The sequence below is a fragment of the Bacillus sp. FSL M7-1345 genome (assembly GCF_038006985.1).
GTDB lineage: Bacteria > Bacillota > Bacilli > Bacillales > Bacillaceae_G > Bacillus_A > Bacillus_A cereus_U.
Map to the genome: position 1 here is coordinate 2,617,793 of NZ_JBBOWG010000001.1, position 24,988 is coordinate 2,642,780.

The window sequence follows — 24,988 nt, forward strand, 5'->3', positions numbered from 1 at the left end:
AGGAAAAATTAAGAAAAACGGAATTGACTTTAAATGAAACAAAACATATTATAAGTTCATAAGAACTTTTTATAATTTTGGAGGTGAAAAGATGGAAACATTTCATCTCACACGAAACGAAATGGCAACGCTCCTTCTATCACTTAGAGGATGGAATCCGAAAAAGCCTCTTAGCATTTTACAAGAAGCTTGGGCAAAGTCACATAAAAAAGATATTGAAAGCGGACAAAGCGTTACAGCTTTTATTACAACCGCACTTTCACCTATTTTTGAAAAATTAATTAAAATCGATGATACGGATGTCGGTTTTTCTTTAAATGAAATAGTTGCGCTTGGTAATCAGATTGAAAACACAAGTTTCTCTGTAACTGCTATGCAAAACTGGGTGAAACGAGATATAAAAGAAATGATTGGCTCCCCTCAAAAAGGGAAGAAATACTCAATCGAACAAGCAGCCTTACTATTCATCGTCGAAGATTTAAAAACAGCACTTGATTTTGAATCTATTCGTAAACTATTACGACTCATCGTAAATGACCCGGCCGATCGAAGTGATGATTTAATTAACCCTGTTCATTTATATGTAGCTTATTCTTCTTTATTTGAAGAACTGAATCAAGGGAACTGCTTACAACTAAATGCAACAGATACCATTCATACGATCGAAAATATTGTAAAAGAAAAAGCTGATAAAATTGCAAGCAAGTTTGATCAAATTAATAACGAACAACGCGAAGCAATTCGTAACGCTATTATTATCGCTACCCTATCTGTTCATACCGCATATGTACAAATGTTAGCGAAGCGCTACGTTTCAGCAACGTTATTTTTACAAAATTTAGATGTGAAGCCGTAAAAAGAGGAGCCATAGTTTAGGCTCCTCTTTTTGTATTTATAAAAGATAGTATATGAAATATCGATGTTGCAACTAGGAATAGCAAACCCTCCTCCCTATTTTTACCACATAGAAAATGAGGATTTTTTAATACTCCTTTCATTTTCTCTTCATGAAAACTCAATTTATTTCCTTTATTATAAATACGAGAGATAAAAAGTATTGAAATAGCAATCCCCTATGTAAATAAGGTATAATTTACACATAGTGAATTTTTTATGTTGTTAAACAAAAGGTTCACTATATTCAAAAATCCATGAACTAGAAGGTGCAACAATGTTAAGTAGTTTTATTCATTCAGTATTAACATTTTTTGAAGGATTAGGTTATTGGGGCATAATGCTTGGACTTATGATTGAAATTATCCCAAGTGAGATCGTCCTAGCTTATGCTGGATACTTAGTATTCAATGGTAGTATCTCATTTGTAGGTGCAGTTATATTCGGTACAATTGGCGGTGTTATTGCCCAAATCTTTGTTTACTGGATTGGTCGATATGGTGGTCGCCCTGTATTAGAACGTTACGGTAAGTATATTTTCATACATAAAAAACAAATGGATGCTGCTGAAGATTGGTTTAATCGTTACGGAACTGGCGTAATTTTCACAGCGCGCTTCATTCCGGTAGCGCGTCATGCGATTTCAATTCCTGCTGGTATCACAAAAATGCCATTACTACGTTTCACTACGTTAACAGCACTTGCGATAATCCCTTGGTCTATCATTTTCATTTATCTAGGTGAAAAACTAGGTGAAAACTGGGAGAATATTAATGAAATTGCTGGACCGTATGTGAAATCGTTTGCTGTCGGTGGCGTCGTACTTATTCTTTTATATTTCGTAATAAAAAAGTGGACAAAAAAACGTAAACATCTTGCTTAAGATTATAATAAAACCGCTATAAATTCATTAAGAATTGTAGCGGTTTTTATTATAGGCTTGATTATGTATTAGAAATTGCATTATTTCTTCTTTATGCTTTAAGTCATGCTGAATGAGTGATGAAAAATAATCATTTAACCTCACTTTTTTTGTACCAAATTGATAATCATTATTAAAATTACGAGCAGGAATTCGCTCAATTTGGTCTACTAATTGTTTACGAGTAAAGCTAAATTGATCTATTAATTCTTCTTTCGAAATACCAGACCTTGCATATTTTATTGCACCCTTATTCATTTCCTCAACATCTGTTGGAACGTTAGGTACAGATTGTCCACTTATAAAATATTGAATTCTATACTTCATTAAAAACTCATCCCAAACGATAAAATGTGAAATTACATCCGCAATTGCCCATGAACCTTTTTTAAATGGTTGAAACCATATATCCTCCGATATTCCATTCAATGTTTGGCACCATTCTATTAGACTTAACTTTTCTTCCAGAATCCTTTCTTTCTCCATAATGCACTCCTCTTCCACACTAATAATTCATTCATGTTAATGATTTCTAGACATTTCATTAAAACCCTCCAGTTTAAGATTTACTTGGATAAGTTACAATTCATTTGTAACTTCGTATAGTAACTCAAAAGGAGTGATTCCCCTATGCATTGGCATCAAAAAGTACCATACTTAATCGGACACCCTATCGGCATTTCCTTTATGAATGGACAAGGAACTTCCGGCGTTTTATGCGGTGTACAAAATAATCAATTATTTGTTTACGAATACCTTTACCAAGCTCAATTTGCAATGAAACATTATGATTTTAGACAAATTCAAGATATACACGCCTTTCCAAATTGTCCGCACCAAAATCCTTTATATTAAAAAACAGGAACGGCTTTATCGCCATTCCTGTTTCCATTGTTTATACATTATTTTTCAGAGTAAAACTTCTGCACTGCTTCATCAAAATAGATCCAGCCTTTCCAGCCTAAATGAATTGTATCTTTTAAGAAATACTTATCATATTCATGGCTAGAAAAATCAACTACTGGGTATCCTGCTTTTTCGACTTGATCGCGAACCTTGTTATAATACACATCACGGCGTTCTTTTGGGAAACCAGCGTAATCATACCACGGTCCGTTTACAGGCACAGAAATAAAGAGTGGTTTTACATTTTTTTCTTTGAAAAGATCTAAAACAATTTGTAAGTCATCATATTCTGGTGAATCATCATACGATTCATTTGCTCTAAAGTTTTTTAAACCTTTTAATTTTTTCTTTAAATTATGTTTATAGTAATATGGATTTTCAATTCCGAATGTATTTGTTGTGGATCCTACTTTACCTTCTTGTTCCGCATGTTTACGTGCATCTTCCCAAGAAAGTGAACGTAATCCCATATTTGTTTTCTCTTTCATCGGTTCGATTTTAAATAGAGAGTTAAATAGATCTCTATGATCTAAAATATTCCGGTACATGTATGCTAACGGTTTAGCTAGTCCAGCCTTTATGTTATGTTTTGTATCGTTATACACAATACTTTCTAGTGAGCTACTTAATATCGCATCCTTACGAACTACTTTATAATCTAGTAAACGTGTCGCAATTTTCTTCTTCATATCAGGATTTATTTCATCATTAAAAATAAAATGATATGCTTGTTGTTTAGAAAAATTATTTAAAAAATCCCCTTGTGATACACCAGTTTTTGTAAACCATTGTGGTGAAAGAACAAACACTACCTTTTTACCTTCTAATTCATCCATTGTTGACGTCATATTTAATATATGAGCCAAACTTTGCGTACCGCCAGTCCCGATTAAAAATGGTGTAAAGCCAGCTGGATTTACTTTAAAATAGTTAGACGGATGATATGCATCCATTCGTAAAAACTCTGATGAACCATACATCGGTAAGTACTGCGAATTCTCTAACATTTTCTGTTGCAAGAAAATACTTTGTAATTTCTCTTTTTGCAAGGAAGTTGCCGCATCTTCAACCTTCTTATCGCTAATAAGTGATACTAAACTTTTAGATGGGATAAGCAGAACAATGAAAAAGAGTAGACACGCTATAATAATTGGACCAAAAGCATGCTTCATCTTCATCGGTTATTCCTCTTTCTATTACGAATAAATTGTAACCCTTGTTTATGACACGTCATCATTTCTCTCCTTTTTCTCTATACATGTTCCATTCTATTTATCTATTATATACATGTATGTATTTCCTTCCTTGTTCTATTAAGTCCTATACAAATAGCGCAAGAAAATGTTTCCAAAGAAACACGTTAATTATACAAGATTCCACATATATTTCACACTGGAAATTTAGTAATAATTTTATTTTTAAACAGTGAAAAAATATATAAAATGTCTATAATTCATTGGAAGCTATAAGAAAAAACAGACTATCACATACGTGAAGTCTGTTTTTTCTCTTTCTTTACTTTTGTATGTCTGCCCATTTCAAGCTTGTTGCTGGGCCAAATTGATGTACGTATAAATCTTTCACGTATGGTTTTTGTAAGTAAGATAATCCGCGCTGGAATACTGGTGCGATTACTGCATCATCAAGGAGCATTTTTTCCGCATCTTGCAATGCCTTCCAACGAGCTTTTTCATCATTACCTAATTCTGTTTTAATCTTTTTAATTAACGCATCATATTCTGGATTTGCATATCCTGTATTATTGACAGTACTTCCCGAAAGGAATACTTCTAAGTAAGTCATTGGATCTGGATAATCAGGTAACCAGCGTGATAACGACATTTCATATTCTTTTTTCTTCTCTAGCGCTAGTTTTTGAGTATGGGGTTGTAATTTCACATTTACTTTTAGCCCTGGTAAGTTTTTCTCAAGCTCTTCTTTAATATACTCTCCTACTTTTTTAAAGTTTTCTAAGTCATAGTTTAAGAATTCTAACGTTACTTCATTTGTTCCCGTCTCTTGCTTTGCTTTTCCCCAATATTCCTTCGCCTGTTTTACGTTCGTCTTATTAAACTCTCCAGCCGTATCTCTAAAATCTTTCTTATCTGGTCCCTTTAAAAATCCTTTCGGAACGTAGTAGTTCGCAGCTACCGATCCATCATTTAAAAACGAAGTCGCAAGTCCCTTCTTATCAAAAACTGTGCTAAGTGCAAGACGTGCGTTTTTATTTTTAAGAATCGGTACATTTTCATTGAAACGGAAGAAATACATAACTGGATCTGTATATTGTTTCAGTTCTTTATTATTTTTATATTTATCTACGAATTCTGTAGAAATGACAGCTCTATCTACTTTATCTGTTTCATATAAATTTACCGCTGTTGAAATTTCTTTAACAATTTGATAGTTTACTTCATCTAACTTCACTTCTTTTTTATCCCAATATTTATCGTTTTTCTTCATTGTAAAACTTGCTTCGTGCTTCCACTCCGACAACGTAAACGGCCCATTATACACCGCTTTATTTGCCTCTAAACCGTATTTATCACCTTGCTCTTTCGCAAAATTTTCATTAATTGGATAGAACGACGGTAAAATAAGTAGTTTTGTAAAATACGGTACTGGATGTTCTAATTCCACAACAAACGTTTTATCATCTTTTGCTTTCACACCTAATTCTTCTAATCCTAATTGTTTCTTATTTATCTTTTCCGCATTTTTCACATCGTACGCAATATATGCATATTGAGAGGCTGTATCTGGATTAATAAGTTGCTTCCAAGCATATACGTAATCATGAGCTGTTACTGGATCGCCGTTAGACCATTTCGCATCACGTAAGTGGAATGTATAAGTCTTTCCGTCTTTACTCACTTCATATTTCTGTGCCCCAGCCTGGATCACTTCATCATTTTTCGATAAACGGAATAACCCTTCCATTACGTTATTCAAAACGTTAAACGATACGGCGTCTGTTACTTTCCCTGAATTTAATGATGGAATTTCACCCGTTTCTAGTAGCTGTAATACTGTCTTCTCATCTTTCGGCTTTGTAGTTGTTTTTTCTTTTGCACAGCCAACTAAAAATGAAGAAACTAATAGAGTACTAACTAATGAATAGCGAACTACCTTTTTCATTTCAAAACCCCCTCTATTTTTTAAGGTAAGTAACGACGAGAACCAGCGTATTCTTCTATATATCCTGGTGTATTTAGCGGTATAATTTCTACCGATCTTTCAGCTTTTGGAGAGTGAATCATATTTCCATCACCAATATACATTCCAACGTGATGAACACTACCTTTTCCTTGATTATGTGCAAAGAATATTAAATCGCCCTTTTGTAGGTTTTCTTTATCAACCGCAATTCCTGCTTTTGATTGTGGCCCAGAATCCCGCGGTATGGTAATGCCATGTGATTTATAAATCGTATGTGTAAATCCAGAGCAATCAAATCCAAAACCACTTGTACCAGCCCATATATATGGTAATCCTAAAAACATTTTTCCGGTGTTTATTAAATCATCAGCGGTTGGAGTCGGAATATCATTTTGAGAATGGTAAACAGTTCCATCATTTTTCCGTAGCCACGCCTTCTGACCATTTGGTAATAGTACGCGGTACGAAATAGCATCTTCACTCAAAAGTGGTAATCGCGTATTATAACTTACTTCTAGTGATTTATGTTTTTCAGAAGGGTTAATATATACAATTGCTGTCGGTTTCGTTACTAATACAAAAGGTTCGTTTGTTTTATCTGCAAATTCCTGATTATACGTTAATTGTTTTTCGGGCATCCATCCCGGGTAACCTACTTCGTTTCGTGGTGTTGGCTGACCATGGACTAACACTTTCACCCAGTCACCTTTCTTATCAACAACCGTTACCTCTTGACCGAGTAGCGCTTGCGTTTCTAATTTATTTGCACTCGTTAACCAAAGCTTCTCATCAAGCGTCATTGATTTCGTCCACTTCCACAAATCAACTGGATTTGTTGCACTCGGTGCATCGATTGGCCGAAGCGAATCTGGTGCGGTCCATAACGTCGCAGCTGCCACATCAATAAATGCTTTCTTATCTTTTTTCTCTTCGGCATTTGCCGATGTGAAAGATGAAAAAATGAATAATGTCGTTAATAATGCAGTCCCCACTTTTTTCATAATATATCCCCCTTAAAAGATAGTTTACTAGGTACTCCTTCTAAGATTGTATATTCACTACAGAATGCAGGTTTACCTTTGGACCAGTGTAAGTCATTCCTTCTGGCTCTTCTACTAACCATAACGGTGCATCAAGATCAAAGTAATGAATGTTCGGATGAGCCACAGCTAAATGTGCAACAGCGCTAACTGAAAGTGAAGATTCCATCATACTTCCAACCATACATTTCACACCTGCTGCTTCCGCAATATCCGCAATTTTCCAGGCTTCTCGAATACCACCGCATTTCATTAATTTAATATTAAGTAGGTCTGCATATCCTCCTTGGACAATCTTTAATGCGTCGCTTGCCGAAAACATACTTTCATCTGCCATAATAGGCGTTTGTACATTGTCCTTCACGTACTTTAATCCATCCCAATCTTTCGCATGAACTGGTTGTTCTACAAATTCTATATTTAAATTTCTATTCTCCATTTCTCTAATAATAGAAACAGCCTCTTTTGGTTTCCATCCTTGATTTGCATCTAAACGTAACGTCGTATTCTTTGGCACTACATTTCGAATTGCCTCTATGCGTTCCAAATCTAAATGTGCCTCTTTACCCACCTTAATTTTTAATGTTTGGAATCCCTTTTCAATATGCTTTTTCGCTTCTTTTGCCATTAATAAAGGTTCATCCACACTTACTGTAATATCAGTATAAATCTCTTTCTTTCCACCTAGTAATGCGTATAACGGTATGTTATGAAATTGACAATACACATCGTATAAAGCCATATCTACCGCCGCTTTTGCACTTGTATTTCCTATACAACTCATTTGAATGTGTAGCAATAACGTTTGAAATTGCAGTACATCTTTTTCAACTAATACAGAACGAATTGGTCCTAATATTGCTTCCTCCATCCCGTTGGCAAAATCACCTGTAATAACCGGCGTTGCTGCAGCAGCTCCTCTTCCAACAATTCCTTCATCTGTATGAATAAACACATCTATACTTTCGATTTCCGTTACAGTACGAAGCGCTGTTTTAAACGGTGTATGAAGCTTTACATGTCGGCGGTTTACCTTCACATCGGTAATTTTCATTTTGTTCATCCTTTCGTTGTTTATAGAGTGATACTTTAATACACGGGAGACTTTATTCTGCCCGTTAATGCGAAACAAAAAAATCCAGCCATAAGAAGATTCTTACGGCTGGATTTTGTCTATGAATGGGTAGACAAAGCAGCAATCTGATTATATTTTTTCTGTGCATCCTTTAGCGCTACAAGTAGCGCCTTTTGAGACGAACCGAAGTATCGATTTTTTATTTCTGTTACTAATGCTGGGTCATTAATATTTTTATGTAGAAACAAATATTTAACAAATTGAGATGTTAATGCAATTGTCGCTGAGCAATCTGCATCTACAATTTCCCCTGTATCCTTCTCAAGTACAAATGCTACAAAATAACTTTTGAACTTTTCGGTAATGGGATTATTTTGAGGTGCTTTCGCATCCCCTACGACGTAAATTGTATTTGAAGCGTACACAGCTATCTTCCTTTCTTATACGAGGATAACGGTTTTCTTAACAGACGTATAAGCTGTTAACTCAACGTTGATCAAAAAATGTATCCGCTTACCTTGTATTATATACAATTGACAGAATTTTAACAATATTTATTTTGACATATATTCCATAATTATGGAAATCTCTTAAAATAATTAAAAATGGCTCAAACTTCTCATTTTTACAATATGTCATTGCTCCTTGTACCATGACATTCACACTACAAACACCTTTTTCCTCATACATCAAAAAACAGTTAGCTATCGCTAACTGTTCCACCACTTCACTTTGGCAATACGAATATTGTTTCGTTTGACTTAGAAAATTGATACTCTTTTCTCGCAAACTTTAATATTTCTTCTTCATTATCCGTTAAATTCTCGATGTTAGTCTTTAAAGAACCTTGATCTTTCTTTAAAGAAACTAATTGTTTCTTTTGGTTCGTTATTGTATTTTGTTTGCCATTAATTACTTCTTGTTGTTTCGTCAAAATATATTGAACGTAAAAAGTAGTCGCAGCAATAAAAATGAACATGAAAATAAAACGCCTTAACTTCTTCTTATTTATAGTTCGATTGTCGTTAGGCTGTGATAGTTGCTCTGGTATATTAGGAACATTTACTCTTTTGAGTTTCCTCATTTTCAAATCCCCCTAACCCATATTTTTTCACTACCATAGGCACGATCTCTTATTAACTTAAATTCTATTCTTATAAAATAAGCTCCTTCACAAAAAAATCTCACAAATTAACCAATTAGAGATAGCGTTCGACGACATCTCTGTATTTAAAATGAGAATTTTTATTTATGCTGCTATAAAATAGTAGTTTATGTTATTCTTTTTCCCCAATTGTAGAAAACATTTTTACACATATAAATTCTAGTTTTGCATACCGATGTTATAACATGCTTACAAGGAGGAAAAATGATGCACTACCGCAAATTGGGTAAAACTGGAATTACTGTTTCTGAAATTGGCTTTGGAGCGTGGGCGATTGGCGGCGATGAATGGGGTCCTGTTAACGACAAACAATCTATAACCGCTATGAAGAAAGCAATTGAATGCGGCGTAAACTTTATTGATACTGCTGATGTATACGGATTAGGACATAGTGAAAGGTTAGTAACTCAAGCGATAAGAGAGCACCGTAATAATATCGTTTTATCAACGAAAGGTGGTTTAATTGGACATCACTATGATCCAAGTGGAGAGCCTGTTTATAATACTGCCGAAAAAGTGATCGCAGTATTTGAAACTAGCTTACTGCGCCTAGAAACAGATTATATTGATGTTTATTTCTGTCACATTTGGTGGGATAAACAAGAAGAAACAGAAGCATTTTTACGCGCATTTGAAATATTAAAACGGGACGGAAAAGTAAGAGCTGTTGGTGTTTCAACTCACGACCTACAATATATAAAACACTTCAATAAAAACGATGAAATTGATGTTGTGCAACTTGATTACAACATATTAAACCGAAAACCAGAAAACGACATACTGCCCTACCTACAAGAGAACAATTTAGGAGCTGTTATACGCGGACCTTTAAAAATGGGGATATTAACTGGAAAGTTTACAAATAAAACAACTTTTCCTGATGGAGATTTACGCAAAGAATGGCCAAAAGAAAAGTGGTTTCAAGAAGATTTACAAAAAGTAGAAAAATTAAGGTTACTCTCAAATAAAAATCAGACATTAGGACAACTTGCACTTCGCTACGTCCTCTCCCATCCAGCAGTATCGGTCGCAATTCCTGGCGCAAAAACAGAAACACAAGCGAAAGAAAATGCAGATGCAACTACCCGTCCGATCCTTACAGATGAGGAATTAGCGTATATTCAGTCAATATAAAACAAGACCAGCAGTTGGATTTTTCCAACTGCTGGTCTTGTTTTACTTTTAATATTGTAAATCAATATCATATTCCATTCTCTTCGCTGTTTCTTCAGCAACCCGAGCACCTAACAAATTTTTCACAATATGAAATGACATATTAATTCCGGCTGAAATTCCACCAGACGTAATAATATGCCCCTCATCTACAAACTTTACATTTTCTAATACTTCAATATTCGGAAAATCATTTCTAAAACTTTCAATACTTGCCCAATGTGTTGTCGCTTTGAAGCCATCGAGTAATCCAGCTTTCGCAAGTAAAAGCGCACCGGTACAAACAGAAGTCATTAACTTTACTTCTTTCATTTGCTCGCGGATCCAATTTGTTATTATTTCATTTTTCATTTCGTTTTCTCTAACACCTAACCCACCAGGAATAATTAAAATATCAACTGGAGGCAAGTTTTCGATACTATAGTCCGGTTGTACCTTTAATCCATTTCTCGCTGTAATCATTTCTCCATCTTGACTAACAGTATGAACTGTAAATGGTTGACCTTCACTTGTTGCTGTAACGGAAAAGACTTCAAATGGGCCCGCAAAATCTAACACTTCCACTTCCTTAAAAAGAAAAATCCCTACATTCCAGTGGCTAATCAAAAGCTCACTTCCTCTTGCAAATGATGTAATAGGGATTCATGCCCTTTTTCTAAAGCAATATCATATGCGGTTTTCCCATCATTTTTCTTAATCATTTTATTAGCACCATTTTCAAGAAGTAATATAATGATTTCTTCATCTCCTAATAACGCTGCTTCATGAAGTCCTGTCCAGCCACCACTTTGCACAGCATTCACATCTGATCCCTTTTCAATTAAGAAAGCTACAAGCTCGCTTTGCTTATTCGCAATTGCTGCTTGAAGAGGTGTCCATCCATCTTCACTAAATGAGTTAACAACACTTGGATCCGTATTAATGATTTCTACTACCTTTTCTTTTTCCCCGCTTATGACTGCTTGTAATATTGATATGATTTGTTCCATAATGAACCTCCATTTATACAAATATTAAATACCCCTTAATAAATTCCATTAATAATCACATGTTCCTTTCTAAATAATTAAGTTTACATAATAATATTATTTTTATAATTCGTTATCCTAATAAAAAAAACAGCCCACTCTTAAGTAGATTGTTTTTGAATTTCATTTTTATAATTATTTTAAAAAATTATCATTTTCACTTGCAACTAATTAACATTAATAAAAATGAAATGAAATTATATATTTAGCAGCCATGAACTCTTTACATATCGAAACCGGCTATTTACTTAAATCAATAGTTTTTTATCATTTGAAAACCAAAATGAATTTTATCCTTACATTTGAAAAATCCATATGTAGCAAGCGTCTATAACGGTACTCTTATCATACTAATCTATAACAATTCTGCCTTCTTCCCTTACCTGTATCCTTTAAAACATAAGACTTTAAAACGAGTGCTGTTAGTGAATCTGTTAATGTTTTATATGATAAATTTGAAAGGGCTAATAGATCGTTCGTATATAACATTCTATGCTTCTCTAATAATAATAGTACTAATCGTTCTGACGGTTTTAATGTTTCATCACTTTCTAGTATAAAATCTATATTTTTCATATTCCCTACTTCTTACTCCTTATATAAAAAAATGATTTTAGTAGTTATTTAATATAAAAATACTACATAACAAATTTGAAGATATATCGAAATAACATAACGCCCAAACACTTTTATACTATAACATAAAAAAGACATTTCCCCAAATTGAAAATGCCTTTTTATATCTACTTCTCTTTTTTATATAATTGATAGGATTGTTCTAGCCCTTTATTATATTTCGTATTATTATCTGTCCATTCTCCCCCCAAGTTTCCTGGCCACCCTGATGTATTAGCAACATATTTAAGCAACTCCCAATCCTGCAGTCCTTTTTTCACACCACGCTCATACGATTTGACCATACTTGAAATTGCTATCGTTGTATTTATACGTGAATCCACTAAACTCTCTTCCGATAATTGTGCTGGTGCTAATCCACCACGATGTAATTGGAATAATCCGAAAGATGTTCCGTTATCTCCTATTGCTTTTCGGTTAAATTTTGTTTCATGATCCGCAATTGATAATGGTATCCAATCTGGAATATCATACCTCTTTGCAACTTCACTAATTACTTGTTTATTATTTTTAATCTCTTTATGCTTTTCATAGTTGGTATGAATTACATAACTTAAGGTAAATAACGTAAGTAATATAAATATATATTGTAACGCTTTTTTCATCATTTCATCTCCTGATTTGTGTATGTTTCACTTTCTATATACACTATAAGACTTTTATGTGACATTCATTTGACAAAATGATATTAATTATACATAAGCTGTTACAATTTTAACTATCAATCTAAAAACTACAATTCTTCTAAAAGACTCCTTCAACACATAAAAACAATCAGCCTTTCATGTATAGTACATGAAAGGCTGATTGTTTTTCACTACACTTTTTTATGTATACAGTATATCCCTGCTATAATAAAACAAATTGAAATTACCGATAAAATTGTACCCTGGATTTCATAAAATGCAGTAAAGAATTTTCCGCTTGGTCTATCCCAAATTTCTAATGAACCCGCGTAAATTGCGGAAGTTATATATGTAAGACCGAATAGGAGAACTCCCGAAAGAACATAGGTTACTCCACTATTTTTCATTATTAGCTCACCTCCATTAATTTTATTTGTGAATAAAACAAAAAAGACCTTTATACGTTAAAGATCTTTTCATCTTATTTTTGTTACAAAAAACGCCAGAATCTAAAACAAAAACTTACTTTATGATAGATATTTATATATATATAAATTAAAGACTACAAGCATCTTCTCGATTAACATTTTTCACATTAAATATCTCTTGCAATATGCGGTTTACTATAATGGCTTGTTCCACCACCGCCTACTATTACTTTACCGCCTTTTTCAAAGATTAATAATTTTCTTGAACCATCAGAAAGTAAAACTACTACTTCCGCATTGTCACTTGTAGCCGTATATATTACATATCCACTTTTCGAAATACAAGTTGCCCAATTCTCATCAAATTCTGATCTTAATACTCGATTAGAATACACTTGATTTTCAATTCTTCCTGGCTGTTCGTTTTCCAAATTCTTCTTACCTTCCTTCTGAAGTTGTCATTTATATATAAATGACGGTTTCTCAATAAATTAGTGACCGTCCTTAATATAAATAGTATATGTGTTTATTAAGAAAAAGCTTGGACAATGAAAACGTAACAGCATTTAAGTATTTTATAATCGAAATTTCTCCTTAATCATTACAGCTACTTCTTTAGCACTCAAATGAGTATTATTAATTTTTATGTACTCTTCTTTTTCGATTTCACCATGAAGAGAGTTTAATCTATGTTTTTTCATCGTTTCTTTTAAATTTTTTTCGGACCATTCAATATCTCTTTTTTTTGGTTTATGTTCTAATCTATGGGGACTTTTATTACGCTCTAATCTTTCACCAATTTCTGCTTCAAGTTCTACAAAATATACTGCTGCACCTTTTGATTCAAAAATGCTTACTACATGGTGTATGTAATCCCAATCCGATTGAAGGTCAAATGCCCATACATATGTAAAAATCATTCCGTATAAATCACTTTGAGACACTTCTTCAAATATTTCATTACGAAACAAACTTACTAATCTTTTTGCTTCTTTTGTACTGTAATCAAAAAATGTACTTACTAGATCAATTGTCATGTGATTATGAAAAATTTTCAAATCTGTTAGTTTCGCTAATTCTTGTCCAACTGTCATTTTCCCGACTGCTTGTGGGCCAAATATTAAGATGAATTTCATTTGTTTCCCTCCGATTTTTCTCTATAAACAATTACATAAAACATATCCTAAAATTAAAAATAAGGCAGTCGATGTTATGTCGATTGCCTTATTTTCATGAATATTTCCTACATTATTCGTTTCGTACAGCTTCAAAAGTAATAATTTGGTCTGCATTTGACGGTGCTTTTTCATAAACATAGTCAGCAGAACAAGTAATGTTAGAGAAACCTATACTTTCTAAAAGGAGTCTAAACTCTTCTATTCCGTACCAACGCATTGCAAAACGTTGTAGTTCTGTTTGCACTAACTGTCCTTTACTCCATTTTTCATATTTTAAATATGATACAGTTACTTGGTTAAGCCAATCTATTTCAATTGATTTATTTTCTAATGTAATCCCGTCCCCGCTCGGCAAAGAAAAAGTCGATGTATGAATTTCACCCGTCTTCCAGTCATATGGAAGCCCAAGATCTACAATTAAACGCCCACCTGGATTAAGATGTTCATAAAAACATTTCAAAGCGTTTATAGAATCATCACGATTTTCAATTAAACAAAAGGATCCAGTAGGAATGATAATTGCCTCATATTTATGTGGCAGTGAAAATTGTTGTAAACTTCCTTCATATAAATTAGGATGTAAACCTCTTTCTTTACAACGCTTCCGGCAAGAATCTAGCATTTCAGGTGAATAATCTATCCCATCCATTTTAAAACCTGCTTCAAGAAATGGAATAATGACACGTCCTGATCCGACTGCCGCTTCGAGAATTCTTCCTTTACAACCTTTTAAACGGTCTTGATAATATTCAATATCACCATTCAAAGAGTAACCGACAGGTTTTGTGTAATCATAAAGTTCTGTACAAAGTGTACTATAAAAACTAAACATTTATTTTCTCCTCCGTTTTATGTGTACGGAAGATTTTAATTTACTTAATCTTTCCGTACCTCAAATTTTAATGAGAATTCGAAAGAGCTGACTGTCATAATATATCACTCGCTTTCTATATAATATATTTACATTGTATAATATTTCCTAGCGATTGAACATATAAAACTTGAAAATTCTGATTATAATCAAAGAGCTTACTATAGTAAGCTCTTCATCAAAAACCATTTATTTCACAATCGGCAATGTTACTTCACTCAATTTCACCGTAAGCTTTGTTCCTGCTTTCGGTCTAATTGTATAATCGTAGTCACTTGCGATTAAAACGACCCCCATTTGATGTCCTGCTTTAAATACGTAATCATCTGGCTGCATGTCCCATGTAAATGTATAATCTTTACCAGGTTGAATCGCTGTTGAATTTTCTATACTATTTAAGTTTTGCGGATCCATCCAACCTCTCGTTACAATTTCAGGCTTCGCTCCGCCGTAATCAACGAGTAAAGCTGTTAAATTTGAAACAGATCGATCAATATTTCCTGTTATTGAAATCTTAGGCGTACCACTTATTCGCATATCTTTTTGCAGTACAGGCATTGTATATACTAATCGATTCGCTATTTCTAACTCAGGGTTTTCTACTAGTTGATTTGACTTTATTTTAGCATCATCTACTAATGAGAAAACATTGTTTACTGATCCCATACTTAATGGCAAATTGATTGCTTTATTACTTAAATACATACGGACTTTTGATGGTACAGCCGCTGGATCTGGCCAATTTTTTATTTTTTGCCACGATTTATTTTCACGTTGTACATCTACCATCGGTTCAGCCATAATTCCATTTTCAATCCCATATAACCAATAATCGAACCATTTATTTTGCGTTTGTTGCCAGTTATTACTTGATGTTCCGCCGTGTCCACCTTGATGTAACCACATTTTACGAGGAACATTATTTTCGCCAAGAGCTTCCCACCACTGTGAAAATTGCTTCGTTTTTACATTCCAATCATTTAGCCCATGAACTACAAATACACTTGCTTTCACATTTTTTACATCTTTTACATAGTTACGTTTATCCCAAAAGTCGTTATAATCGCCTGTTTTACGATCTTGTCCAGCTGTTAGTTCTTTAATAACCTGCCCGCAAACTTCAGGATTCTTTCTTGTTAGTACTGCTTCAGCCATATTATCTGTATCTTCTCCTTGATAACCTCCTGGCGCAATTACTGCTCCATTTGCACGATAATAATCATACCAACTACTAATCGCTGCGATTGGAATAATTGTTTTTAACCCTTCAACTCCAGTCGTTGCGACAGCATTCGGTAACGTACCATTATAAGAAACTCCTGTCATTCCTACATTGCCCGTAGACCAATTTGCATTTACTTCCTTACCATCCTCTGTATATGCTTTTGCCCGACCATTTACCCAATCAATGACAGACTTCGTCCCTAGTATTTCTTGTTCATCTCCAGTTGTCGGACATCCATCTGATTTTCCAGTTCCGATACTTTCACCTAAAATAACTGCATATCCTCTCGGAACATAATAATTGCCGTATGAACCAAGATTAACTGCCCCATACGGTTTTCCTTCATACGCATACAATTCTTCATCAACATTATAAACAGGAACATCTTTTAATCCAGATCGATATGGACTCATTTCATAAATAACAGGAACTTTCACATCTGGATTCGTCTTTGGACGCATAACCTTTACTGATACACGATCTTTTTTACCATCTCGATCACTATCAACTTCTGTCTCTACAAATAGATTTTCTACAATGGCTTCATCAAGTGAATAGATTGGTTTCGTCATCCCATTTTCCAATTGAATTTTCGTATTTGGAGTTAAAGCTTCTGAAACTTGTCCATTTAACTTAACATCATTCTCTTTTACGAAGCTCCCTTCCTTATTTTCCGCATGTGCAGTTATACTAGAAACCCCTGAAGTAATTGTTAAAGATACTATAGCTGAAAGTGTAATTGCTAATTTCTTTTTCTTCATACCCTTCCCTCCCCATATGTTCCTTCTCTTACTATACATCAAAAATACAGAAAATTCAGTTTATTTTTTATAAAAAGTTGAGAAATTTGTAGAACTATCAAATCTTTTTATATAAAAGAAAAGGAACTAATAACAATTAGTTCCTTTCTATATACATATAAAATTGTATTTCCCCATCTACTACCGAAACCCCGTATTCAAATCCATGTCTTTCTAAAATACTTTTTACAATCGCTAGTCCTAATCCAGTACCTGATTTCTCTTTACTACGAGAAGATTCTAATACGTAAAAAGGTTCCCAAATTTTATCTATCTCTTTAACGCCCTCAGCAGCAATACCATTTTGAATTTGAAAATACACAACGTCATTTTTCTCTTCTAATGTGATTTTTATATTTTGATTCGTTGTATATTTTATCGCATTAGAGATTAAATTTTGAAAGACCATTCTCATTTTATTTAAATCAGCATAAACAATCGCGTCACCAGCATTATAGTTCACTTGCAACTTGATTTCTTTCGAATCCAGTTCAATTTTATGCTTATCTATTATACTTTGGACTAGTGGTTCAATAGGGAATTCTTCTTTTTGTAAAATATCTCTTTCTAGTTTAGAAAATCGCAATAACTCTTCAATTAAATTTGAAATTTGATCTGTTTGTTTAATGATTGTATCAACATATGTGCCATCATCTAAACCATCTTTTATTCCCATAGAATATGCTTTTACTAATGCGATTGGTGTTTTTAATTCATGAGTTACATCGCCCATAAATCGTTTTAAGTGGTCATTTCGATCTGTTAAATCTTGATGTGCTTCATGTAATTTATCACTCATGATGTTAATACTATTTGCTAAATCACCTATTTCATCATTCGTTTTAACTTTCGTCCGTTTAAATTTCAGACGTGAAATATCTTCTGCGACATCACTCAATTCATTCAGTGGTGTAGTGATTGTTTTTGAAAAAATCCAGACGAGTACAATAATAAGAAATAGTGAGAATCCCAAAATGTATAAATAAAATGAGTTAAGCGTTTTAATTACTTCATTGGAATGTGCGATAGAAACTCCTACTAAAATCAACATATCATCTTTCGCAATGTATTTCGCAAAAAAACTAGATTTTATCTTTTCTTGATCATATATTTTATTCGATTGTCCGAGGTTCTTCACTTTCGTAATTTCTTCTTTTGTAATCCAAAGTTTATTCAATGCAACTCTCTTTTTTGTAAGTTGCATGCGTAATTCTTCATTAATAGCATCTTCTGAACTATTTATTGATGTATAAGCAATCGTAACATTACCTTCATTTTCAATACGATTTATAGCATCATCCAATTCTTTACGCGGTATTGACTGGATTTGCGCTGTAATGCCTTCTAAGCTTTCGCGTGTTTTGTGCACATTATATTTTGGTAAAAAATAGTTAATTAATAATAAAGAGACCGTATAAATAAGGATGACTGTTACAGAGATGCTGAAAAATAACTTTTTACCGAGTTTATTCACACTCTTCCTCCAAACTGTATCCTAAACCGCGATGTGTCTTTATAATATTTTCTCCTATTTTTTTACGTAATCTTCTTACATGCGTATCAACCGTTCGCTCTTCCCCAAAATAATCAAATCCCCAGACGATATCTAACAACTTTTTCCGCGTTAAAATCGTGCCTTTATGATTTAAAAAGCACTTTATTAATTGTAATTCTGTCTTTGTAATGTCTAATTCTTTCGCATTTTTATATACTTTATTTTTGGTGAAATCTATTTTTAAATCTTGAACTTGAATAACATCTTCATGCTGCACAAGCTTTTTCGCTCGGGTTATTAGCACTCCTGGATGAAATGGTTTTTTTACATACTCATCTGCCCCGCTTTGAAGAGCTACTAATTCATCTTCACTTTCACTTTTCGCAGTAAGCATTAATACTTTCACACTTGAATTCTTTTTTATTTCCTGACAGACAGTAATACCACTATTTTTCGGCATCATCCAATCTAAAATAGCTAAGTCAATTTTCTCATCATAAAATATTTGAAGTGCTTCTTCTCCATCCTTCGCTAATAAAACTTCGAAGCCTTCTTTTTCAAAATACGCTTTTAAAATTTTCAGCATATCTTGTTCATCATCTGCGATTAATACTTTCATTACATTTCCTCCATTACCTATAAACAAATATCAATTTTATCATACAACTTCTTTGTTACATGAATGTGACAGAAAAATATTTACAACATTTGAGGGTATAGTAAGTGTGAGGTGTTGTTTCATGTTCAAAAAAATAGGAGTCATTACTTTGCTTTTCTTTTTATTATCAACAAATGCGCTCGCAAATACAAATAAACAAATTGAAGTATTTGATTGCAAAAAAGAAATGGTAGTCCAAAAACAATCTTTAGATGCGGCTATTCAAAAAGAAGCAGTTCAATTTGCAAAATCAATTACCGGTCCATTCAAAAACTTAAATGTCGTTCCGAAAGATGGACATATGATAAAAATCCCTTTATCTAAGCCTGTTTCTATTACAAATCAATGGTTACATACAACAATCGATGAAGTACTCATCCTTCTTCCACTTAATGAAAAACCTTATATTATGCTTTACGACGATGAGAATAATCCGCATTTTTATTATGTAAAAGGTGATCCGAAGGGATTATTGAAACAAATGAATGTTAAGATGTAATTGCTTAAGAAAGGTTCCGTACATGAGTATGGGACCTTTCTACAATCTTATAAAGTGACTTGAACCTTTATAAGATTCTCCTTTTACAAATCCATTTGCGCAATAAAACTCATCACCTTGCTTCGTATCCGTATGTAGAACCACAACGTGAAAATACTTTTCCGCATGTCTTAATAGTTGCTTTAATAACAACTTCCCTAATCCGATGCGCCGATAATCCTTTGAAATATAAAACCTTCTTAATCGGCCAATCTTTAAACCTTTCGTATTTGGATCTTGATTTAATCCTCCAATACTAATTAACTTATCCTCTCGAAAAATTCCATATAAACATTCGCCTGTTTTACTAAATGTATTTCTTTTACTTTCATATTCATTTATTAATTTTATTAGGAAGTTAAATCCTTCTTCTGTACTTTCTTCGACAAGATGATTGATCTCATATTTAAACAAATCTTCAATCTGCTTAATTTGTATATTTTCCAGCTAAATACCCCACTTCCTCTATCTAAATGTATCTTTTTGAAAAATAAAAATGCCCAAGAACATATAACCCTGAGCATTCATTTGACTGTGAACTTATTCAATTTATTATGTAAATATTCTTCAATTCTGGTAATATGCCCTTCAACTCCATTAAATCATCTATTACTAAATCTGCATGAGCAAGTTCATCTTCTTGTGCAAAATCAAAATTACATCCGATCGCAATCAAACCATTATCTTTTGCTGCGTTAATATCAGATAAACGATCGCCAACAACCGCTGTCTCTTTTATATCATATTTCATCAAAATATTTTTTACTAAGTCACCTTTATTAAGCGATTGAATTTGTTCGATACTAAACGTTTCAGTAACCCATTGATCTAAATCATAATGATTTATGATTGCTTTTAAATAATCTATTAAACCATTACTAGCTATGTAAATTGAGCAACCACTTTCTTTTAAATAACTAAAAACTTCTTTTACATTCGGATATAAAGCGCCTTTCCCACTCTTTATGTTTTCAATTAATCTTTCTAAAAAATATGCATCCGTTTGTTCTCTTACTTCATGAGAATGATTCGGTAACAAAGCTTCCCAAACTTTCGGTAAAGGTACACCCATAATTTCACGGTATTTATCAATAGGCGTTACCGCATCCCATAAATGTCGTGACCGTAAATGATCAAATGTATCATCCAGTGATAACTCTAAAATTTTGTCTGTTTGAAATAAAGTTCCATCCATATCGAAAATTAGTGCTTGTAACATAACTTTCTCTCCCATTCTTTACGTATAAACTACAATACAGTTTTACTCGATTTACTTTTAAGCATCTCAACAATAATTTCTGAACAATAATTCGCTGCGGTTTTCACGAAATCATCATATGAAACCTGCGCTGAATCATCTGCACTGTCAGAAATACATCTCAAAACGAGAAACGGTATGTCATTTATCTAAGCAATATGTCCAATTGCTGCTCCTTCCATTTCTGTACAATAAGGTGCATATTCAGTGACTAATTGCTCCGATAATGCCGATTCTGTTCATGTATGTAGTCCCCTTTATCAATTTGTAACCCCTTTAATCCTCTCCCCCATAACCGATATTAAAAACTTTGGAAGTACGAGTTGTCTTTTTATTCTTTTCGGCTGTGAGATCAATCTATATAACCATTCTGTCCCTGTATCTCTCATCATTTTTAGTGCTCTTTTTACAGTGCCAGATAAAATATCAATCATTCCTTCGACACCAATTGATAGAGGAACATTCAAATCTTGTAAATTTTCATAGATAAACTGTTCTTGTTTAAGTGAACCTAAACCTACTAATAGTAAATGTGGCTTAATTTGAGTAGCCTCTTATTTTTACAAATAGTTACAACACTTTACTCCCTACATAATTATATATGAATTATTTAAATTTCAACACACCTGAATATTCAGACTAATATTAGTTTTTACTAACTGCTTTTTCATTTGGAAAAAGCAAGCTCAATAAATACTAATTACATATGATATTTTGTATTTATTTATGAAATGGACATCGTCATGAGAGCACTTTTATGAAGTGCTCTTTTTAAGTTTCAAATACTTATAAAATGGTGTAAGTGTCCACACTGATTTGTTGGACAAGTATAAAATAAATTAAATCTACTATAAAGGAGGAACAAATATGAAACACCATCGAACGCTTACGTACAAACTCACCTCATTTAACGGGACGACGCTAACTGGTGTCACTAGAGATGGCATTACGCTGTCTGCGACCATCATACCGAGAACAATCTATCATGTCGCGAATCTCAATCAATATATCCCTACTGATCCGATTCTTCCACTAGTCGTGACCTATAATACAGCCGTCAGATCAGGTAGAAGCTCCACTATTTTAAATGCCGTGACGCGCTGGGGCGAATGTACAAGTCCGTCTGGAACCCTACAGCAATATCGTAATCTCCTTCCGCCCTGTTCCCCCAATAATATAGGGCGGATGGCTTCACTACTGCCGCACGTGATGAGCACGAAGTCACTTCGACGGAAGCTATTCTAGAGATTTTACTAACCCTCAATATTTTGATTGGCCCCTACCCTTACATTTATCAATATGTCTGACCCTGCAGACGTGTATGCCTATCAAGCTACAGTTAATATTTCAAACGTCATTTTCGGCACTTATCAAAAAGAATCACATGAATATATATTTTAAGATTATGAGGATATTGCCAAAGATTATACTTAAATATATAATCATACAAATATAAACTTAACAATCTAAAAACGCTAACTTTACCGATATATATAATTTAAACATAGTAGAAAGTGAGAGAATAACTTATGACAACTAATATTGTGCAATCAACCGACTACAATCAAGCATCTGATGCATTACGACGCGAAATTGCTGTAATGCTACAGCGGGTTTGGCCAGATTCCGATTCCCTGCCTAAGGGGAAAATTCCTGAAACACATCTTAAAGAATTTAATGTACACTCATTTTATTCCTATATAGATGAAAAGCTAGTCAGCTATGCAGGTGTAGTGCGCAAAACTATCCATCATAAGGGACAACCATTTAATATAGCCGGACTGAGTTGTGTAGCGATTGATCCAGATTATCATGGTCAAGGTTTAGGTTTACATACAGTTACTGTCGCTACCGAATGGATTGAAAAACAAAGCGATATAGATTTCGGTATATTTACATGTAAACCGTCTTTAGCTCCCTTTTATAATCGTGCTGGCTCTTGGCCTGTTATACAAGATGTAGTACTTATTGGTAGAGAAGATGAAAATGCTTTATCTAGTGCATCCTTAGAAGTTGCTGTTTTAATGCGTTTGTTTTCAAAGAAAGCGAAATCTCATAAATCAATGCTGCGCCATACTACTATTAATCTTGATTTTCCAGTTGGTCAGTTTCTATAATACAGATAAACAAAAGCCAATTCCCATATGATAAGGACATTGGCTTTTTCTTTTTTATTTTGCTTCACATACGGAATTCGTATTTTGTGATTCCTTCCCATACAGTACCATTAATGCGTGGGAACCTCTTTTAATTAATAATCTGAGAAAACATATTACTGAAACCCTGTTTTAATCCATTTTATTTTCAGCTGATATTTTATAATATTTAGCAGATAATTTATAGGAACGATTCTCATAATAATAATCCCCAAATTTAAAAGCTAATTCAGCAACCAAGCTATATTGCTGTTTTTCTATCCCCATCTCAATTGCTTGTTTCATATTCTTCTCATATCCATTATAATCTGCCCATATTTTATACTTTTCTGCTTTAAACCCATAAAGTTGAACATGTGCATAAGGTACATCGAAAATTGATAAAATTTCAAATGCCTCATCTATAAATTTAGTTACTTTTTTCCAATCTTTTAATTCCATATAAATCTCTATTAAATTCCGGATTGTATATACTTTATCTGCTTTGTTTGGTAAATACTCACAAAGAATCAAGTTTTCTTCGTAACATTTTATTGCATTTTTATAATCTTTTAATGCTTGATAAATTTTTCCGTAATTATATTTTACATAACATAAGTTTAATGAATCATTTTCCACCTTTGATTCATTTTCTACTCGTTTCAAAGTTTCAAATGCTTGTTCATACTGTTTATCTTTGTTATATTGCATCACAAGAAGTATTAACGCATAAATTTTATGTTGCTCTATATTAAACTTTTTATACAATTCATATGCTTTTTTTGCGTATATGCGACTAACACTTAGGTCTTTATTAAGATGCTGACTTACCATACTTATATTGTAATACGTATCCGCATGCAACTCGGTCTCTTCTGGTTCCAGCATATTTTCTATCTTTTTGTAAACTCCATATGCTGTGAAATATTCCCCTTTATTAGAAAAATAAAGACCTCGAGCTCTTAAGTAATAAATATAATCCTCAGTATCTTGCATTTCGACCTGACTTGGTATCATTTGCGAAGCTTGATCTACAAGCGACTTCACATATAACAAGTTTTTTTGTCGGGCATGATAGTATATAAGTACACCATATACCTTTAATAATAAAGGGATTGAATCCACTTCACGAACATATAATTCTAATGAGGATAATTCAGCTTCAGTTATACTTTTATCTTTTTTATATTTATTACATATTTCAAGAATAGTAAGCTTTATCTCCTCGTGATTACCTTCTATGAGATAATCGCCATCAACATCCAGCTTCTTAGAAACTTTCTTTAAAAAAGAAGATGATGGTTTTATTTTCCCACTCTCAATTCTACTTAAATAGGTTACTGAGCATATTTCTGATACGAGCTCCCCCTGTGTTAATCCTTTATGCATACGAACTTGCCGAATACGTTCCCCAATTTCCATCTCTCTACTCTCCCTATTTAACCATTTCATGCTTTTTACTAATTAAGTCATTATGTATTTCTTAATCTTTCATACTATATAAAATGGGCATTCTCACATATGTAAAAAAATGTATCGATTATTTAAATTGTACATTCATACTTTGATTATTTCTATACTTCTTGTTAAATTAAATGGTAAAAAATCGGTTTTTCCGGCTATTTTTTTCATACAATTTTACTACTTGTTATTAACAAAGACAGCGCCATATACTTGAATTACGATAAACTTAATAAAAAGGATTTAACTAAATGTAAACTATCATTCTTAATTTAGATAGCATGTTTGCTTAAGCTTGCCTAGTACATAGAAGGCAC

The 24,988-nt window shown here is 33.2% G+C and carries 28 protein-coding genes and 2 pseudogenes; 6 read left to right on the forward strand and 24 right to left on the reverse strand.

All coding sequences use genetic code 11. The features are described from left to right. The first annotated feature begins 91 nt into the window (after window positions 1-91). The gene (locus tag MHB76_RS13590) at window positions 92-856 is read left to right on the forward strand and encodes a DUF1836 domain-containing protein (protein WP_002110340.1); all 765 of its coding nucleotides are present in this window, start codon (window positions 92-94) and stop codon (window positions 854-856) included. A gap of 315 nt (window positions 857-1,171) precedes the next feature. Further along, a complete protein-coding gene (locus MHB76_RS13595) occupies window positions 1,172-1,777 on the forward strand; it encodes a DedA family protein (RefSeq protein ID WP_078174671.1) in 606 nt (201 codons plus the stop codon). 27 nt (window positions 1,778-1,804) lie between these two features. On the opposite strand, the gene MHB76_RS13600 is transcribed toward MHB76_RS13595, so the two are convergent. Then, window positions 1,805-2,302: a DinB family protein gene (locus MHB76_RS13600; RefSeq protein ID WP_078174670.1), complete on the reverse strand. Its 498-nt coding sequence runs from the start codon at window positions 2,300-2,302 to the stop codon at window positions 1,805-1,807. Window positions 2,303-2,446: 144 nt separating this feature from the next. Between MHB76_RS13600 and MHB76_RS13605 the strand changes: the two genes are divergently transcribed. Further along, complete coding sequence (locus MHB76_RS13605; protein WP_078174669.1) at window positions 2,447-2,671, forward strand: hypothetical protein; 225 nt, start codon at window positions 2,447-2,449, stop codon at window positions 2,669-2,671. Window positions 2,672-2,718: 47 nt separating this feature from the next. Here the strand turns inward: MHB76_RS13605 and dltD are convergent, their stop codons facing one another. The 7 genes from dltD to MHB76_RS13640 all read right to left on the reverse strand — a co-directional run bounded on the left by dltD (window position 2,719) and on the right by MHB76_RS13640 (window position 9,080). After that, window positions 2,719-3,900, reverse strand: a complete 1,182-nt coding sequence (gene dltD / locus MHB76_RS13610) for a D-alanyl-lipoteichoic acid biosynthesis protein DltD (protein ID WP_078174668.1) — start codon at window positions 3,898-3,900, stop codon at window positions 2,719-2,721. Between the two features lie 337 nt (window positions 3,901-4,237). After that, window positions 4,238-5,860 (reverse strand): peptide ABC transporter substrate-binding protein, encoded by a 1,623-nt coding sequence (locus MHB76_RS13615; protein WP_340986823.1) that lies wholly within the window; start codon window positions 5,858-5,860, stop codon window positions 4,238-4,240. Window positions 5,861-5,880: 20 nt separating this feature from the next. After that, window positions 5,881-6,882 (reverse strand): C40 family peptidase, encoded by a 1,002-nt coding sequence (locus MHB76_RS13620; protein WP_016105106.1) that lies wholly within the window; start codon window positions 6,880-6,882, stop codon window positions 5,881-5,883. A gap of 40 nt (window positions 6,883-6,922) precedes the next feature. Beyond that, the gene (locus tag MHB76_RS13625) at window positions 6,923-7,984 is read right to left on the reverse strand and encodes a dipeptide epimerase (RefSeq protein ID WP_176108025.1); all 1,062 of its coding nucleotides are present in this window, start codon (window positions 7,982-7,984) and stop codon (window positions 6,923-6,925) included. A gap of 110 nt (window positions 7,985-8,094) precedes the next feature. Beyond that, the gene (locus MHB76_RS13630) at window positions 8,095-8,421 is read right to left on the reverse strand and encodes a DUF3870 domain-containing protein (protein ID WP_002012954.1); all 327 of its coding nucleotides are present in this window, start codon (window positions 8,419-8,421) and stop codon (window positions 8,095-8,097) included. Between the two features lie 88 nt (window positions 8,422-8,509). Beyond that, on the reverse strand, window positions 8,510-8,785 hold the full coding sequence (locus tag MHB76_RS13635) for a hypothetical protein (RefSeq protein ID WP_033710959.1): 276 nt from the start codon (window positions 8,783-8,785) through the stop codon (window positions 8,510-8,512). Continuing rightward, a complete protein-coding gene (locus MHB76_RS13640) occupies window positions 8,724-9,080 on the reverse strand; it encodes an FtsB family cell division protein (protein ID WP_002161475.1) in 357 nt (118 codons plus the stop codon). The genes MHB76_RS13635 and MHB76_RS13640 overlap by 62 nt, the downstream gene beginning before the upstream one ends. A gap of 288 nt (window positions 9,081-9,368) precedes the next feature. Here MHB76_RS13640 and MHB76_RS13645 point away from each other — a divergent pair, with 288 nt between their 5' ends. Continuing rightward, window positions 9,369-10,295 carry an aldo/keto reductase gene (locus tag MHB76_RS13645; RefSeq protein ID WP_078174665.1) on the forward strand — a complete coding sequence of 309 codons (927 nt, stop codon included), beginning with the start codon at window positions 9,369-9,371 and terminating at the stop codon, window positions 10,293-10,295. Window positions 10,296-10,343: 48 nt separating this feature from the next. Here MHB76_RS13645 and MHB76_RS13650 read toward each other — a convergent pair whose 3' ends face one another. The 11 genes from MHB76_RS13650 to MHB76_RS13700 all read right to left on the reverse strand — a co-directional run bounded on the left by MHB76_RS13650 (window position 10,344) and on the right by MHB76_RS13700 (window position 19,240). Continuing rightward, window positions 10,344-10,940 carry a DJ-1/PfpI family protein gene (locus MHB76_RS13650; RefSeq protein ID WP_016105111.1) on the reverse strand — a complete coding sequence of 199 codons (597 nt, stop codon included), beginning with the start codon at window positions 10,938-10,940 and terminating at the stop codon, window positions 10,344-10,346. Beyond that, a complete protein-coding gene (locus tag MHB76_RS13655) occupies window positions 10,937-11,323 on the reverse strand; it encodes an ankyrin repeat domain-containing protein (RefSeq protein ID WP_340986832.1) in 387 nt (128 codons plus the stop codon). Before MHB76_RS13655 ends, MHB76_RS13650 begins: the two co-directional genes overlap by 4 nt. Window positions 11,324-11,707: 384 nt before the next feature. Next, a complete protein-coding gene (locus MHB76_RS13660; RefSeq protein ID WP_000789035.1) occupies window positions 11,708-11,938 on the reverse strand; it encodes a hypothetical protein in 231 nt (76 codons plus the stop codon). A 167-nt stretch (window positions 11,939-12,105) separates the two neighbouring features. Beyond that, window positions 12,106-12,606 (reverse strand): hypothetical protein, encoded by a 501-nt coding sequence (locus MHB76_RS13665; RefSeq protein ID WP_002110354.1) that lies wholly within the window; start codon window positions 12,604-12,606, stop codon window positions 12,106-12,108. A gap of 209 nt (window positions 12,607-12,815) precedes the next feature. Further along, window positions 12,816-13,031, reverse strand: coding sequence for a hypothetical protein (locus MHB76_RS13670; RefSeq protein ID WP_078174664.1), 216 nt, complete (start codon window positions 13,029-13,031; stop codon window positions 12,816-12,818). Window positions 13,032-13,219: 188 nt separating this feature from the next. Further along, the gene (locus tag MHB76_RS13675) at window positions 13,220-13,483 is read right to left on the reverse strand and encodes a hypothetical protein (RefSeq protein WP_002110358.1); all 264 of its coding nucleotides are present in this window, start codon (window positions 13,481-13,483) and stop codon (window positions 13,220-13,222) included. Window positions 13,484-13,627: 144 nt separating this feature from the next. After that, window positions 13,628-14,188: an AAA family ATPase gene (locus tag MHB76_RS13680; RefSeq protein WP_078174663.1), complete on the reverse strand. Its 561-nt coding sequence runs from the start codon at window positions 14,186-14,188 to the stop codon at window positions 13,628-13,630. A 112-nt stretch (window positions 14,189-14,300) separates the two neighbouring features. Further along, a complete protein-coding gene (locus MHB76_RS13685; RefSeq protein WP_002161468.1) occupies window positions 14,301-15,062 on the reverse strand; it encodes a class I SAM-dependent methyltransferase in 762 nt (253 codons plus the stop codon). 228 nt (window positions 15,063-15,290) lie between these two features. Then, on the reverse strand, window positions 15,291-17,087 hold the full coding sequence (locus MHB76_RS13690) for a Xaa-Pro dipeptidyl-peptidase (RefSeq protein WP_002161467.1): 1,797 nt from the start codon (window positions 17,085-17,087) through the stop codon (window positions 15,291-15,293). A gap of 136 nt (window positions 17,088-17,223) precedes the next feature. Then, window positions 17,224-18,600, reverse strand: a complete 1,377-nt coding sequence (locus MHB76_RS13695) for a sensor histidine kinase (RefSeq protein ID WP_002161466.1) — start codon at window positions 18,598-18,600, stop codon at window positions 17,224-17,226. Continuing rightward, entirely contained in the window at window positions 18,593-19,240 is a 648-nt protein-coding gene (locus MHB76_RS13700) for a response regulator transcription factor (protein WP_002110372.1), read from the reverse strand. Before MHB76_RS13700 ends, MHB76_RS13695 begins: the two co-directional genes overlap by 8 nt. A gap of 121 nt (window positions 19,241-19,361) precedes the next feature. Between MHB76_RS13700 and MHB76_RS13705 the strand changes: the two genes are divergently transcribed. Beyond that, window positions 19,362-19,778, forward strand: coding sequence for a hypothetical protein (locus MHB76_RS13705; protein ID WP_078174662.1), 417 nt, complete (start codon window positions 19,362-19,364; stop codon window positions 19,776-19,778). A gap of 39 nt (window positions 19,779-19,817) precedes the next feature. Here the strand turns inward: MHB76_RS13705 and MHB76_RS13710 are convergent, their stop codons facing one another. The 4 genes and pseudogenes from MHB76_RS13710 to MHB76_RS13725 form a co-directional block, all read right to left on the reverse strand. Further along, complete coding sequence (locus tag MHB76_RS13710; RefSeq protein ID WP_002161464.1) at window positions 19,818-20,231, reverse strand: GNAT family N-acetyltransferase; 414 nt, start codon at window positions 20,229-20,231, stop codon at window positions 19,818-19,820. 130 nt (window positions 20,232-20,361) lie between these two features. Beyond that, a complete protein-coding gene (locus MHB76_RS13715; protein ID WP_199709120.1) occupies window positions 20,362-21,036 on the reverse strand; it encodes an HAD family hydrolase in 675 nt (224 codons plus the stop codon). Window positions 21,037-21,065: 29 nt separating this feature from the next. Beyond that, window positions 21,066-21,311 (reverse strand): annotated as a pseudogene (locus MHB76_RS13720) (phosphorylase family protein); the annotation flags it as partial. Window positions 21,312-21,335: 24 nt separating this feature from the next. Then, window positions 21,336-21,620: pseudogene (locus MHB76_RS13725) on the reverse strand (WecB/TagA/CpsF family glycosyltransferase); the annotation flags it as partial. A 984-nt stretch (window positions 21,621-22,604) separates the two neighbouring features. Here MHB76_RS13725 and MHB76_RS13730 point away from each other — a divergent pair. Continuing rightward, window positions 22,605-23,192: a GNAT family N-acetyltransferase gene (locus MHB76_RS13730; protein WP_002161461.1), complete on the forward strand. Its 588-nt coding sequence runs from the start codon at window positions 22,605-22,607 to the stop codon at window positions 23,190-23,192. 171 nt (window positions 23,193-23,363) lie between these two features. Here the strand turns inward: MHB76_RS13730 and MHB76_RS13735 are convergent, their stop codons facing one another. Further along, window positions 23,364-24,632 (reverse strand): helix-turn-helix domain-containing protein, encoded by a 1,269-nt coding sequence (locus MHB76_RS13735; protein ID WP_002161460.1) that lies wholly within the window; start codon window positions 24,630-24,632, stop codon window positions 23,364-23,366. Window positions 24,633-24,988 lie beyond the last annotated feature (356 nt).

Excerpts from the sequence above, each read along its gene's own strand:
- MHB76_RS13590 (WP_002110340.1), top strand. The coding sequence starts at position 92 with ATGGAAACATTTCATCTCACACGAAACGAAATGGCAACGCTCCTTCTA.
- MHB76_RS13595 (WP_078174671.1), top strand. The coding sequence starts at position 1,172 with ATGTTAAGTAGTTTTATTCATTCAGTATTAACATTTTTTGAAGGATTA.
- MHB76_RS13600 (WP_078174670.1), bottom strand. The coding sequence starts at position 2,302 with ATGGAGAAAGAAAGGATTCTGGAAGAAAAGTTAAGTCTAATAGAATGG.
- MHB76_RS13605 (WP_078174669.1), top strand. The coding sequence starts at position 2,447 with ATGCATTGGCATCAAAAAGTACCATACTTAATCGGACACCCTATCGGC.
- dltD (WP_078174668.1), bottom strand. The coding sequence starts at position 3,900 with ATGAAGATGAAGCATGCTTTTGGTCCAATTATTATAGCGTGTCTACTC.
- MHB76_RS13615 (WP_340986823.1), bottom strand. The coding sequence starts at position 5,860 with ATGAAAAAGGTAGTTCGCTATTCATTAGTTAGTACTCTATTAGTTTCT.
- MHB76_RS13620 (WP_016105106.1), bottom strand. The coding sequence starts at position 6,882 with ATGAAAAAAGTGGGGACTGCATTATTAACGACATTATTCATTTTTTCA.
- MHB76_RS13625 (WP_176108025.1), bottom strand. The coding sequence starts at position 7,984 with ATGAACAAAATGAAAATTACCGATGTGAAGGTAAACCGCCGACATGTA.
- MHB76_RS13640 (WP_002161475.1), bottom strand. The coding sequence starts at position 9,080 with ATGAGGAAACTCAAAAGAGTAAATGTTCCTAATATACCAGAGCAACTA.
- MHB76_RS13645 (WP_078174665.1), top strand. The coding sequence starts at position 9,369 with ATGCACTACCGCAAATTGGGTAAAACTGGAATTACTGTTTCTGAAATT.
- MHB76_RS13655 (WP_340986832.1), bottom strand. The coding sequence starts at position 11,323 with ATGGAACAAATCATATCAATATTACAAGCAGTCATAAGCGGGGAAAAA.
- MHB76_RS13660 (WP_000789035.1), bottom strand. The coding sequence starts at position 11,938 with ATGAAAAATATAGATTTTATACTAGAAAGTGATGAAACATTAAAACCG.
- MHB76_RS13665 (WP_002110354.1), bottom strand. The coding sequence starts at position 12,606 with ATGATGAAAAAAGCGTTACAATATATATTTATATTACTTACGTTATTT.
- MHB76_RS13670 (WP_078174664.1), bottom strand. The coding sequence starts at position 13,031 with ATGAAAAATAGTGGAGTAACCTATGTTCTTTCGGGAGTTCTCCTATTC.
- MHB76_RS13680 (WP_078174663.1), bottom strand. The coding sequence starts at position 14,188 with ATGAAATTCATCTTAATATTTGGCCCACAAGCAGTCGGGAAAATGACA.
- MHB76_RS13685 (WP_002161468.1), bottom strand. The coding sequence starts at position 15,062 with ATGTTTAGTTTTTATAGTACACTTTGTACAGAACTTTATGATTACACA.
- MHB76_RS13690 (WP_002161467.1), bottom strand. The coding sequence starts at position 17,087 with ATGAAGAAAAAGAAATTAGCAATTACACTTTCAGCTATAGTATCTTTA.
- MHB76_RS13700 (WP_002110372.1), bottom strand. The coding sequence starts at position 19,240 with ATGAAAGTATTAATCGCAGATGATGAACAAGATATGCTGAAAATTTTA.
- MHB76_RS13705 (WP_078174662.1), top strand. The coding sequence starts at position 19,362 with ATGTTCAAAAAAATAGGAGTCATTACTTTGCTTTTCTTTTTATTATCA.
- MHB76_RS13715 (WP_199709120.1), bottom strand. The coding sequence starts at position 21,036 with ATGTTACAAGCACTAATTTTCGATATGGATGGAACTTTATTTCAAACA.
- MHB76_RS13730 (WP_002161461.1), top strand. The coding sequence starts at position 22,605 with ATGACAACTAATATTGTGCAATCAACCGACTACAATCAAGCATCTGAT.
- MHB76_RS13735 (WP_002161460.1), bottom strand. The coding sequence starts at position 24,632 with ATGGAAATTGGGGAACGTATTCGGCAAGTTCGTATGCATAAAGGATTA.